This window comes from Peptoniphilus olsenii (assembly GCF_040545475.1).
GTDB classification, from domain to species: domain Bacteria; phylum Bacillota; class Clostridia; order Tissierellales; family Peptoniphilaceae; genus Peptoniphilus_A; species Peptoniphilus_A olsenii.
This window is the reverse complement of the sequence record NZ_JBEPMA010000007.1, coordinates 19849-33335: the sequence shown is the minus strand read 5'-3', so window position 1 is coordinate 33335 and position 13487 is coordinate 19849. Positions and strand designations below refer to the sequence as shown.

The 13487-nt window shown below is 29.3% G+C and carries 13 protein-coding genes and 1 riboswitch; of the genes, 3 read left to right on the top strand and 10 right to left on the bottom strand.

The window, feature by feature from the left end; translation table 11 throughout:
- The first annotated feature begins 43 nt into the window (after nucleotides 1–43).
- Both ABID14_RS06455 and ABID14_RS06450 read left to right on the top strand, forming a co-directional pair.
- The gene (locus ABID14_RS06455; RefSeq protein ID WP_354368333.1) at nucleotides 44–2044 is read left to right on the top strand and encodes a YcdB/YcdC domain-containing protein; all 2001 of its coding nucleotides are present in this window, start codon (nucleotides 44–46) and stop codon (nucleotides 2042–2044) included.
- A gap of 73 nt (nucleotides 2045–2117) precedes the next feature.
- Nucleotides 2118–3158 carry a polysaccharide deacetylase family protein gene (locus ABID14_RS06450; protein ID WP_354368331.1) on the top strand — a complete coding sequence of 347 codons (1041 nt, stop codon included), beginning with the start codon at nucleotides 2118–2120 and terminating at the stop codon, nucleotides 3156–3158.
- Nucleotides 3159–3459: 301 nt separating this feature from the next.
- On the opposite strand, the gene ABID14_RS06445 is transcribed toward ABID14_RS06450, so the two are convergent.
- From ABID14_RS06445 to ABID14_RS06400, 10 genes are all read right to left on the bottom strand, one after another.
- Nucleotides 3460–4020: a manganese efflux pump MntP gene (locus tag ABID14_RS06445; RefSeq protein WP_354368329.1), complete on the bottom strand. Its 561-nt coding sequence runs from the start codon at nucleotides 4018–4020 to the stop codon at nucleotides 3460–3462.
- 248 nt (nucleotides 4021–4268) lie between these two features.
- Entirely contained in the window at nucleotides 4269–4496 is a 228-nt protein-coding gene (locus ABID14_RS06440) for a glutaredoxin family protein (RefSeq protein ID WP_354368327.1), read from the bottom strand.
- 50 nt (nucleotides 4497–4546) lie between these two features.
- Nucleotides 4547–4897 carry an ArsR/SmtB family transcription factor gene (locus ABID14_RS06435; RefSeq protein WP_354368325.1) on the bottom strand — a complete coding sequence of 117 codons (351 nt, stop codon included), beginning with the start codon at nucleotides 4895–4897 and terminating at the stop codon, nucleotides 4547–4549.
- A gap of 6 nt (nucleotides 4898–4903) precedes the next feature.
- Entirely contained in the window at nucleotides 4904–5755 is an 852-nt protein-coding gene (rsmA, locus tag ABID14_RS06430; RefSeq protein ID WP_354368409.1) for a 16S rRNA (adenine(1518)-N(6)/adenine(1519)-N(6))-dimethyltransferase RsmA, read from the bottom strand.
- Complete coding sequence (rnmV, locus tag ABID14_RS06425; RefSeq protein ID WP_354368323.1) at nucleotides 5748–6299, bottom strand: ribonuclease M5; 552 nt, start codon at nucleotides 6297–6299, stop codon at nucleotides 5748–5750. The genes rsmA and rnmV overlap by 8 nt, the downstream gene beginning before the upstream one ends.
- Nucleotides 6296–7060, bottom strand: coding sequence for a TatD family hydrolase (locus tag ABID14_RS06420; protein WP_354368321.1), 765 nt, complete (start codon nucleotides 7058–7060; stop codon nucleotides 6296–6298). Before ABID14_RS06420 ends, rnmV begins: the two co-directional genes overlap by 4 nt.
- A gap of 10 nt (nucleotides 7061–7070) precedes the next feature.
- Nucleotides 7071–9038 (bottom strand): methionine--tRNA ligase, encoded by a 1968-nt coding sequence (gene metG, locus ABID14_RS06415; protein ID WP_354368319.1) that lies wholly within the window; start codon nucleotides 9036–9038, stop codon nucleotides 7071–7073.
- Between the two features lie 648 nt (nucleotides 9039–9686).
- Nucleotides 9687–10418, bottom strand: coding sequence for an amino acid ABC transporter ATP-binding protein (locus tag ABID14_RS06410; RefSeq protein ID WP_354368317.1), 732 nt, complete (start codon nucleotides 10416–10418; stop codon nucleotides 9687–9689).
- Nucleotide 10419: 1 nt separating this feature from the next.
- On the bottom strand, nucleotides 10420–11190 hold the full coding sequence (locus ABID14_RS06405; protein ID WP_354368315.1) for an amino acid ABC transporter permease: 771 nt from the start codon (nucleotides 11188–11190) through the stop codon (nucleotides 10420–10422).
- A gap of 1 nt (nucleotide 11191) precedes the next feature.
- Entirely contained in the window at nucleotides 11192–12031 is an 840-nt protein-coding gene (locus ABID14_RS06400; protein WP_354368313.1) for a transporter substrate-binding domain-containing protein, read from the bottom strand.
- A gap of 91 nt (nucleotides 12032–12122) precedes the next feature.
- A riboswitch (Lysine riboswitch) is annotated at nucleotides 12123–12289 on the bottom strand.
- Nucleotides 12290–12705: 416 nt separating this feature from the next.
- On the opposite strand from ABID14_RS06400, the gene ABID14_RS06395 reads away from it, so the two are divergent.
- Entirely contained in the window at nucleotides 12706–13404 is a 699-nt protein-coding gene (locus ABID14_RS06395; RefSeq protein ID WP_354368311.1) for a GntR family transcriptional regulator, read from the top strand.
- Nucleotides 13405–13487: the final 83 nt, after the last annotated feature.

Here is a 13487-nt window from a genome sequence, read left to right as displayed (position 1 = left end):
GTTTAATATTCATAAATAAAAAGCATACGAAGGAAGTGTTTTAATGAAAGTTTATAAAAAATTGGCTCTTACTACCATATTGACTGCAAGTTTAATCAGCCCAACTTTTGCAGCTACTGAAAATACAAATACCAAAAATTCAGAAATACAAAATATTTCTGAAGAAAGTGTAAAGGGCGAGCTAGAAAATCTCAAAAAAGTATTTAATATCTCAAATGACTATGAATATTTTAATATATCTCGAACATCTTTAGATGAAAGATTTGAAAATAAATTTTTACAAGATTTAACAAAAAAGAAATATATTACTAATTACGAGTGGTCCGACGATAAACTGGGAAATATTTATGTTAGTGTCAACTCTGATGGAGATTTAGTTTCCTATTCCAAGAATACAGTAAATGAAGATAATAAGAATAATAAAATAAATCTGTCTAAAAATGACGCTGAAGAAGAAATCAATAAAGTTTTAAATCAAGCTATAAATAATTTTGACAAAAATTATGTATTACAAGATTATTCCATCGATAGATATACAGGAGAACATAATTTTTCTTATATGCGAACTATGAATGGAATACCTTTTGTAGATCAAAATATAGTAGTAACTTACTCTCCTGTTCACAAAGAAATTAATTCTATAAGTATAGCATCTAATTTTGGTGAATTTGTATCTTTTATTAAGGATTCACATTTCAAAAAAGAAGATAAAATTGGAATGAAAAAATCAAAAGAGATTTTGCAAAAAGAGTCCCCATTAAAATTATCTTATTTAATTAAAAATGATAAATCTGAGAGAGTATATTATACACAAGTGCCAAATATTAACGCAAGAACTGGCGAAATATCTGATAATGATTTTTACTCTGGGTATGGTTATGCAAAGGACGCCGCAGAAAGTAGCAATGCAGACGGTAGTCTTAGCAAAGTTGAAAAAGAAAAACTTAAAGGCATAAAAAATTTAGCACCTCAATCCGAGGCCAAGAAAATTGCCAAAGAAATAATCGGCGATGGCTATAAAGTAAAAAATATTTCGACTTATTCTCACGACAAAATCTATACCTATGAAATTACACTATTAAAAGGTGAAATACAAGCAGATGTCATATTAAACGCAAAAACTCTGGAACTTCTTTCAGTTTCAAATTACGAAAATTCTAAAAATAATCAAAAATTAAAAGAAGACGAACTTAAAAAAATGGCAATTGAAATTACCAGAGATTATGCAAATACAAATGACTTGAACTTCAAAAAAATGAAGGTAACTTATCACAAAGAATATGCAGATATTTTAATACCACGTTATGTTTATACAAGGCTTGTAATTGGAGATGGCGTTAAAATCCAAATAAATTATGACAAAAATTTAAATTCATTTTCACGTGATTATTCTGCTGTGGAGTTTAATAAAGAAAAACTTAAACTCACACCAGAAGAAGCAACTGAAATTTATTTTAATTCAAAAGATTTCGGTTTAAAATACCAAATGACAAATGAAGGTCCAAAACTATTTTATGGATCAATAAATTCTATAAATCCACAGATTGGTGAAGATAAAGTACTACGTGATATAAATGGTAATATAGTTAATTTCAAAGAACAAATCAACTATTCAGATTTAAATAATGCAAGAAATAAAGATGCCATCAATTATATGACAAATGCAGGATTAGGCATTGTGAATAAAAACCTAGCTGACAAGGTGACTTATGGTGAATTTATAGATTTACTTGAAGGTTATGACGTAGAACCTTTAAATGCCATTGGCTTAAATTACGGTATTAAAAACTTAGAAAAAATAAAAGATAAAAATATAATAGAAAAAGACGCCGTTAAAGCTATTGTATATTATGACAATCTCGAGAAGTTCACACAAGCAAAAAAAATTTTTAAAGAAGACATTTTTGAAAATCAAAAAAACTTAAAAGAATATGAAAATTACTATATCATAGCTAAAGGTTTTGAACTAATTGGAGATGAAATAAAACCGGATGAAGAACTGTCTCTAGAGGAAATATTGTATTTGATTTATAGAGCATTATAATAAAAGTATATTGTAATCTTTTTGTTGTTGAATCTTTGTTTCTGCTGATGTATATTATCAATGGAGGTTTATTATGCAAAGTACGGATAAAGATTTGAATACAACTCAGATAGATTATGAACATAGGCGTAGAATTCAAAGAAGAAGACGTGCCAGAAAAATAAAGAGAAGACGTCAAATACTTTCTCTATCTATTTTGACTATTATTATTTTGACTCTGGTTATTAAGTTAATATCTTGCTCTAATAAACAAGTTATTAAAGGATATTCGCCTGCCCTTATGTGGTATTATACAAATGCAATTACCGAAGAAAGAACTCAAAAGTTGTTTTATTCATCTGAAGAAATTTCTAATCAGGTGCTAGAACCAATTACTAAAATAAAAGATGAATATTTAGTAGAAGGCTCCAATCACATTAAAAAAGTAGATAAATATGCATATGATGCTGGTGAAATTTGTAATTATATTGAAAAAGACTCAAATGATTTAAATAAGAAAATTGTATTTCTAACATTTGATGATGGACCCAATTTACAAATTACACCGCAAATATTAGAAACTCTCAAAAAAGAAAATGCACGTGCCACATTCTTCTTAGTTGGAAAATCTATAACAGAAAAGCATGCACCTGTAATGAGAGAGATAATAACTAATGGTAATTCAATAGCAACCCATTCATTTACACATAATTATTCACTTTTATATCCTGGAAGGACAGTAAATCCCGACAGAGTAATAACAGAAGTGCAGATGACTAATGAAGCACTCCGTAAATTTTTTGGCGATAATTTCTACTCAAGCGTATTTAGATATCCAGGTGGAGAGATGTCTTGGAACAATACTAAAGCAGCAAATGATTTGCTTGCCAAAAACAATATAAATTGGATAGATTGGAATACACTAACTGGAGATGCTCAACCAAAAAGCGATAGACCAACTACCACAGCTGGACAAGTAGAATATGTAAGAAAATCTCTACAAGAAAATAAATCAACAAATATCGCCGTAGTATTATCTCATGATGCAATTAATAAACAATTGACAGCTGATTCCCTTTCTTCAGTGATAAAATACTTTAGAGATAATGGATACGAATTTGGAATATTGAAATAAATAAAAACGATAGGCTATTTAACTAGCTTATCGTTTTTATTTATTTCAATATTATTGTTCAACTATTATGATATTTATGATAATTAAATAAAAAAATAAACCGGGAATCTATCTCGACCACTAAACCAAGATAGGTTTCTAATTTTATTTTAATTTTTCTATATGAATTGTAAATTTAATTTCTGTTCAAAATTATTCTTGTTTAAAAAAGTTTTTGTATAAAATGAACAAATTTAAGCAACTGCATTATAATCCCAAACCGATTTATATATTCTCATTTTCCTAACCCAAAATTTATTTATCATAAAAATCCTAAATGTTCAAATAAAATTTTAGCACCTAAAAATATAAGAACAATTCCTCCAGCAATTTGTGCCTTATCTTTAAATTTAATTCCAAAATCTTTTCCAATTTTAACACCAACAAGAGATATGAAAAAAGTAATAACGCCAATTATAATTGCAGCATAATAAATATTTCTATCTAAAAAAGCAAAAGATACTCCAACTACCATAGCATCAATAGAAGTAGCAATAGAAAGCATAAGTAAATTTTTAAAATCCATTATACCACTGTCCATATCACATGTTTTATCTCGAGATTCTCTAATCATATTAATTCCAATGATAAGTAAAAGAATAAATGCTATCCAGTGGTCAACAGCCTTTAGACTATCTGCAAAAACTGATCCAAGCCTATATCCTAGATAAGGCATAAGTGCTTGGAAAAAACCAAAAAACAGTGCAACAATCGTTGCATTTTTTAAAAAATCTCTTTTCATAGAAAGACCTTTGCATATAGAAGCCGCAAAAGCGTCCATAGCTAAACCGATACCTAATAAACCATACTCAGCTAAATACATTAATTAATCACCATAAATCATATAATTCTAAAATACCAATACTCTAAATTAATACGAATTTAAATTATACACCAGAAAATTATTAATTCAAGACTTTATTCAAAATATTTTTAATTTTCTTGTTATATTATGAACTTAATTTCTGTTTAAAATAAATCCTATTTTAGAGAAATTTTATTAAATGCATCGATAATTTTTTAATTAATACCAAAAAAAGATGCCTTAACGGCATCTAATTTAGTCTAATCTTATTTTAATAGTTCATCTAGTCTATTTTTGTCAAAACCTACAATTTGCTCATCATCAACACAGATTACAGGCACTCCTGTATATCCCATTGCAATAAGCTCATCTCTTGCTTCTTTGTCAGATTGAACATTTTTTTCAACAAAATTAATTTCTTTGTCTTTTAAATAATCCTTAGCCATAGTGCAATAAGGACAAGTATTACTTGTATAAACTGTTACTTTACTCATATTCATTCCTCCTACTTTTTATTATACCCTTTTCGATTTTTATAAATCAATTATAGCTTGTGCATTGCATGATCAATTCCATCTTTAAAAATGCAAAATACATGCTCGTCATCAAGCGAATAGTAAGCTCTTCTGCCAATTCTTCTCACTTTTATAAGTCTTTGGCCTCTTAGAAAAGCAAGTTGGTGTGATATTGAGGACTGGCTCATATCTAAAAGTAGCGAAATATCAGATACACATAGTTCACCTTTACTTAATGCATAAATAATTTTTAACCTTGTTGGATCTGATAATGATTTAAATATTTGCGATAGAATATCAATAAGATCTTCATCGTCTCTAAATTCTCGAATATCTCTTTCTAGCTCTTTATCAATTTTGTCAATATATTCTTCTCTCATTTAATTTTACCCCACACTTCTTAAATTAATACTCAAAACTTTAAATTCTTCAAGCTCCAATGATTCTGCTCTCCTTGTTGAATCAATATTTGATAACTCCAAGGCTTTTTTTATATCCTCTTTTGAATAATTCAATTTTGAATTTGTTAGAGAATTTAATATAGTTTTTCTTCTAGTAGAAAATGCTGCTCTTGTGACTTCAAAAAGAAAATCTGTATCAAAGTCTTCTCTTTGTTTTATTTTGAGTGTTATAACTGCTGAATCTACATTTGGTTTTGGCATAAATACAGTCTTTGGCACATTGAAATTGTATTTACAATCACTGTAGTAGTTTATAAAAACTGAAAGTGAGCCATAATCTTTAGTATTAGGTCCTGCAGATAGTCTTTTTGCTACCTCCTTTTGAACCATAACCGTTATAGACAAAATATCTACTTTCGAAAGTATAAGTCTTTCTACAATAGGTGTAGTTACATAATAAGGTAGGTTAGCTACTACTTTAAAGCTCTCGCCATTAAATTTTTCTTCTACAAAATCTTCAAGATTAATGTCTAAAATGTCACCAAATACAATCTCCACATTTTGATAAGGTAAAGTTTCTTTATGCACTTGTTTTAATTTTTCATCGATTTCGACAGCCACTACTTTTTTAGCCCTAAGAGCAAGTTCTTCTGTCAGCGTACCTACACCAGGTCCAATCTCAAGCACATTATCATTTTCTGTAATATCAGCTGCATCTGCAATTTTTCGCACAATATTGCCATCAATAAGAAAATTTTGCCCTAATGATTTAGTAAACCTGAATCCATATTTATTTAATATTTCTGTAAGTCGACTGGGTTTATATAATCTATCTATTAGAATTCACCTGCCTCAAAGCTTTTTCAAACTCTTCTCTAGTTATACCAAAGGAGTTTAATTTGTTTAAAGTTTTCTTAGCATTTCCATGCCCAATTTTTAAAATTTCAGAGAGTGCTTCACGTCTTTTACTAGCATCATCAGAATTAACTAAATTATTTTGTATTAAATCTTTCATAGTATATTCTTCTGATTTTGTAAATTCCGTAGCTCTTGCAGCTTTTAATGCTTTTAGTATCTCTTGGGGACTGGCATTTTCTACGCCTATATCTCCTTTTTTAGTAGACACTTTTTGTGATAAGTACGCATGCTTTGCCCTTGGAATTTCAGTCACGATTTTCTCCCTGATTTGCGATCCCACGAAATCTGAATCGGTAAATATGATTAGACCATTTCTTTTTTCAACTTCTTTTAAAGTTTTAATTAATTTTTTACCAAATCCAAATCCGTGTGTGAAATAGATTTCTGCATCAACTGCTGCTTTAACAGCAGTGATATCATCTCTTCCTTCAACTACAATTGCCTCTTTAATACTCGGTTTCATATTCCAAAAAACCTCAAGGTATTTTCATCCGTCTTTTTGACTAATTCATCTACAGTTATACCTCTTAAATTTGCAATATAATCTGCCACCAGTTTAACATATGACGGCTCGTTCCTCTTACCCCTATGAGGAACTGGTGTCATATAAGGACAGTCTGTCTCCAAAAGTAGCCTATCAAGAGGCACTTCTTTGGCGACTTCTTTAGGCACTTTTGAATTTTTAAATGTAACAGCACCACCAAGAGCTATATAATCACCCATTTTTATATACTCATGCATCATCTCAACAGATTGAGAATAGCAGTGGATTAATGCTGTAAATTCATATTTTTCATGTGCCCTTTCCAAAATATCAAAGGTTTCCTGTGATGCGTCACGCGAATGAATCACTATGTTTTTACCTAACTTATCTGCAAGCTCGATTTGTCTTTCGAAAACTTCTCTTTGTACATCTCGAGGCGAATTGTCATAATAATAGTCGAGTCCTATCTCACCTATTGCAACTACTTTTTCATTTTTAGAAAGCTCAATTATCTCCCTTTCAACATCATCTGAATAAGTTTTTGCTTCATGTGGATGAACTCCAATACATGCATAAATATTTGAATATTTATTAGCAAGTTCTACTGAGTTTTTTGAAGATTCTAAATCTGAGGAGTTATTGACAACAAGATCAATCCCCTCTGCCTTTAGAGCTGTTATTATCTCTTCTCTGTCTTTTTCATAGGCTACATCATCTAAATGTGTATGTGAATCTATCAAAGTATTCCTCCTAGCAAATTTTTGCTCCGTCTTTAATGTCTTCTAATGTTGAAGCAATAGAAATCTCTTTATTTTCATCTTCAGCTGCAAGAAGCATTCCTACAGATTCAACTCCACGAAGCTTTATCGGTTTTAGGTTTACAAGAACTAAAATTTTCTTTCCTGTAAGTTCTTCTTTAGAGTATTTACTCTTCAAATTTGTTACTATTTGTCTTTCTTCTGTACCAATTTTTAACTTTAATACATATAATTTATCTGCATTAGGATGATCTATAACTTCCAACACTTTTGCTACTCTAATGTCTAATTTTTCTAAGTCATCAATTGTAACTTCTTCTTTTATATCTTGTAATTTAGAATTAGATGTTTCTTCAGATTTTTTTGCATTTATACGTGATTTTAATAAAGCTTCATTTTCTGCATTGAATTTTTCAATTTCTTCATTAATATCGAGTCTTGGGAAAATAACATTCCCTTTTTCAACTAAAGTGCCATCTTCAATTAATCCGAATACTTTAGAATCGTCCCAATTTATATCAGCTTTAATACCAAGTTGTTTTCTAATTTCTAAAGAAGTATTTTCTATAAATGGATGAATTAAAATTGAAACTATTCTTAAAGTCTCAGCTAAATTATATAGAACAGTCAACAATCTATCCCTTGAATTTTCATCTTTTGCAAGTTTCCAAGGCTCAGTTTCATCTACATATTTATTTGTTCTTCTTATTAACTTCCAAATAGACTCCAAAGCATTTGAAAAATGATAATGTTCCATAGCTTTTTCCACTTCATCTACTACAGAAACTGCCATATCTTTAAGATTATCATCTACATCTTCAGATACATTTTTATCTTCTATTATTCCATCATTATACTTTGAAATCATGGACACAGTCCTAGATAATAAATTACCCAAATCATTAGCAAGATCAGAATTTAATCTTTGCATAAACTTTTCTATATTAAATGAGCCGTCAGAACCAAAAGAAAACTCTCGCAATAAGAAATATTTTAACGCATCCACACCATATAAAGAAATTATAGGTTCAGGATATATGACATTTCCCTTCGATTTACTCATCTTATCATTGTCAAATAAAATCCAACCATGACCAAAAACTTTCTTAGGAAGTGGCAAATCAAGTGCCATAAGTATTGCCGGCCAAATAATTACATGGAAACGAATGATTTCTTTACCTACAAAATGAACATCCGCTGGCCAAAACTCATCCATTTTTGAATTTTCTGTGCCAAGTCCAAGAGCTGACAAATAACAACTAAGGGCGTCAATCCATACATAAACAACATGTTTGTCATCAAATGGTACTTTAACTCCCCAATCAAAAGTCGATCTTGAAACCGATAAGTCCTCTAGCCCTTCACCAGTTTCAAAAAAGTTTTTGACCATCTCATTTTTTCTAAATGCAGGCTCTATAAATTCCGGATTTTTTTCATACAATTCTAAAAGTCTATCTTTATAATTTGATAATCTAAAGAAATATGACTCTTCATGCGTTAAATGAGTTTCTCTTCCGCAGTCAGGACAAGTATGCCCTTCACCTAATTGAGCTTCTGTCCAGAATGCTTCACAAGGTGTACAGTAGTATCCTTCATACTCACCCTTATATATATCGCCTTTGTCGTATAATTTTTGGAAAATCCTTTGAACATTTTTTTCATGAACTTCGTCTGTTGATCTAATAAAAGCATCATAGTCAATGTCTAAAGCTTCCCAAAGCTTTTTAATATTTGCCACAATTTTATCTACATAAGCCTTTGGCTCCATGCCAAATTCTTTAGCCTTTTCTTGAATTTTTTGACCATGTTCGTCTGTTCCCGTTGTGAAAAAAACATCATAACCTTGCATTTTCTTAAATCTCTTCACACAGTCTGTAGCAACAGTACAGTAAGTGTGCCCAATGTGCAAGTTATCGCTCGGATAATAAATTGGTGTGGTAATATAAAACTTTTTATCCATAATATCCTCCAAAAAATAATAATTTATTTATTCTAAAAATTTCATTCAATTTAATATGTAAATATTTAAATTAAAAAATTTTAACTATACCACAGAAAATATATAACGTCTATGGTATATACATAGATTATTATATCTAATACATATAGTAAAATCAATTTACATTTATTGTATCTATTGTAAGAGCTAACATTTTGTGATTTTGTTAAATTTATTCGATATAGAACTTAATATAATATCTCTTTTGTATATTTACTAAATATCACTAAAGTTATAGTTGCTTTTATCTTACGTCAAATATTATAATTAGTATACACAAATAGTATTATATATGATTTTTCTAAATTTTAAACTTAAAATGCAAAGTTTTACTAAAGTAAACAAGAGTTTTAACAAAAGTAAAATCGTGCATACTTTTGTTAATAACTCCACAAATAGTTTAAAACAACATAATACTTCTATATATCAATATAAAAATTTAACCTTATTATTATGAAACTCATGAATTTTATATTCTTATGCACTAACTATAATTATATTTTTAAATAGCTTTATTATGACTAAATAAAAATAGACAAACTCTCTTTTCTTTGTAGAAAGAATTTGTCTATTTTTTATAAATATACTATGAAGAATATTCTTAAACTCTTATAAAACTTTCGATAGAAATTTTTTTGCTCTATCACTTTTTGGATTTTCAAAAAATTCCTTTGAATTAGCATCTTCTGCTATTATTCCTTTATCCATAAATAAAACTCTGCCCGATACATCTCTAGCAAATCCCATTTCATGTGTTACTACAATCATTGTAAGTCCTTCTCTTGCAAGATCTTTCATGACATTTAAAACTTCTGATACCATTTCTGGGTCAAGGGCTGATGTAGGCTCATCAAATAACAAAACTTCAGGATTCATAGAAAGAGATCTGGCAATTGCCACTCTCTGTTTTTGCCCTCCAGATAAAGATTTTGGATAAGCATCTTTAAATGGATACATACCAACTTTTTGTAAAAAACTTTCAGCTATTTTTATAGCCTCTTTTCTATTTTTTTTCAAAACTTTAACTTGCCCTATGACGCAGTTTTCTAAAACAGTCATATTATTAAATAAATTAAAAGATTGAAAAACCATTCCAACTTTTGTCCTGTATTTATTAACTGCTATCTCGTCATTTAATATATCTTTACCATGAAAATTTATTCTACCGCCATCAGGTTCTTCCAAAAGATTTATGCATCTTAATAGAGTAGATTTTCCTGACCCAGATGAACCAATTATAGACACAACTTCACCTTTATCGATAGTAAAATTAATATCTCTTAGAACAGAATTTTCTCCAAAACTTTTTTCGAGATTTAAAACTTCAAAAATATGCTCCATCTCAGACCTCCTTATTTACTTCTATTGGCATAGCTTGTGATTGAGAACCATATATCTTATAGGAATTAGGTCCATCTAATTTATTCTCAACAATTTTCATAACTTGGCTTACAAGCATTGTCAAAAATAAATAAATTAAAGCAGTTATAAAAAACACTTCAAAAAATCTCAAATAGGTGCCAGCAGCTGATTTAGATACAAAAAATAATTCAGATACTGATATAACATTTAGAACTGAAGAATCCTTAATATTTACTATAAATTCATTGCCCACAGAAGGGATTATATTTCTCACAGCTTGTGGGAGTATAACTTCTATCATAGTTTGCCAATGACTCATACCAATGGAAAGAGCCCCTTCTCTTTGACCCGAGTCAACAGAAATAATACCACCTCTTATAATCTCTGCCATATAAGCACCAGTGTTTATAGAAACTATAATAAGAGCTGATGGCATAGGTGCCATATCAATATTAAAATATTGAAGTGCTCCATAATAAAACATCATCGCTTGAACCATCATAGGCGTACCACGAATAACTTGAACATAAATTGATAGAATAATATTAACTATCTTCAAAACAACTTTTTTGAACGCATTATCCTTATTATTAATTGGAACCGACTTTATTATTGCTATAAAAAGACCAACGAAAAATCCAATGAGCGTTCCTACAACCGCAATAATAATTGTATTAATGGTTCCTTGCCAAAATAGAGTACCATATTCATTTAATAAAAACTTTATCCAACCGAAAAAATTAGTAGGCATATTATTCTCCTAAAGGTTGATTTTCGACAGCTTCTTGCATTATTTTTTCTCTTTCCTCTTGAGAAATATCTTTTAAAGCTTCATTAACATCTTCAAGTAGCTTTTCATTATCCTTAGAAATTCCAACTGCAATTGATGTATCTTCAACAGAAGTTTCAAATCCATCTCCTTCATCAAATTCGACAAAAGTCAAATTATCATTTGAAGTAGTAGCAGAAATAGCACCAGGCTTTTCAGAAATATAACCATCAATTTTGCCTGACTCTAGAGCAACAATCATAGCAGGAAAAGTTTCTAAGGCACTACTTTTTTCTACACCATCAATCTGATTAATAACATCATAGTGAAAAGTATTTAATTGACCTGTAATTTTTGCTCCCTTAAAATCAGCTAAACTATTTGCACTTGCATATTTTGAATCCTTTTTTACTACTATAACAAGATCAGAAGTATAATAAGTGTCGGAAAAATTTATTGTTTCTTTTCTTTCTGCAGTTGGGCTCATTCCAGCAATAATTAAATCAATCTTTCCAGAAGTAAGAGCTGGTGTTAGACCATTCCACTCAGTTTTTACAATTTCTAATTCTTTATCAAGTGAGTCGGCAATTCTTTTTGCAATCTCCACATCATAACCGCCAGCATAGCCTCCAGCTGCAATTTTATAGCCATTTTCCTCATCTGTTTGAGTCCAGTTAAATGGAGCATAATCACATTCCATACCGACTCTTAAAACTGAATCATCGCCTTTTGTTTTTGCTACACCATCGCCTGATGGATTACAAGCTGACAACAATGTTACCATACCTAAACTAACCGCTACTGCAATCTTTCTTAAATTCATAATTTCCCTCCAAAAAATTTTCGGGCTATTAAAGTAATAAAAAAAACAGTCTGGGTATCCAAACTGTTAAAATGCCAATGCATATGTTTTAACTTTAGATAGCTCCCCACATTTGTGACAGTCATACAAATATTATTTGCATGCCCAGCATATTGATAGTACCAACAATATACTTCGGCGAAGTTTCCTTTCATTAATCATCATCGCATGGACTTGCTCAGAAAAACTACTGATAAAATTCGCACCTCTATCGTACTTTTACATACAATTATTAAATTGTTCTATCCATTGTATTAATAATACTGTGAATTGTCAAGGACTATTTTCAAGTTTTTATTAAAACTAAACAACAAATTAAAAATCTTATGATAATCTAAAAAATTTTCGCTTAACTATTTTAATAATCAAAAACTAATTAAGTTTTAAAATAACATATTAATATATTGTATTTCTATTTACAAAAAATAAATCATTTATAGATAAAAACTATAAAAGAAAACCTTTTATTAATCAAGCTAGCTAGCAAATTTAATACCATAGGCAAATTTTGTACTATAATATCATCGCTAAATTTCAATATATAGCAACACTTTATCTTTTAAAAAATTGTGTTTTATGCTATAATTATCCTTATACATTACAGGAGGTTTTTTGCATACTAGTAAAATATTATCATGGCGAATACAAATGACACATATATGAAAGAAAATAAAATAAAACGTATCTTCATAAAAGATGAAGCATACGAAAGACTCAACAAGCTCATAGTTACAGGAAAACTTGAGCCAATGACTAAGATTAAAATCAATGATTTGTCAGAAGAACTTGGTATAAGTAGGACTCCTCTAAGAGAAGCTCTGTTGAGACTTGAAAATGACGGACTCATAATATCAAAAGCAAATAGATGGACAATGGTTGCTCCAATTAATATTGACGAAGCATTAAATATTTATCCAATAATAGCAGCACTAGAGTCCCTTGCACTAAGACAAGGATTTGATAAAATTACAGACGAGGATATAACTGAACTGAGTCAAATAAACGAACGAATAAATCAAATAAACCCAGATGATGACTTATTAGAAAAGATTAACACAGACAATCTTTTTCACAAAAAAATTATAGATATATCACAAAATATTGAAATATATCCAATAATAGAAAATCTAAAAAATAAAGTACAAAGAATGGAACTATTTTATTATACAGAAATACAAGGTTATTCAAAGACTTATGATGCACATAAAATTATTATAGAAAATCTTAAGAAAAGAGATTTAGAGAAAAGTATAGAAGCACTTAAGAAAAATTGGAAAGATACTTTAGAAATCTTTGAAAAAATAAGCCATCAAGAAGCAAAACTAGATGATTAGATAAAAATAACTGGAAGTTAAAATATTAATTCCAGTTATTTTTTGTTATATTAAGAATATATTGAAACAAATTTTATTTTAAT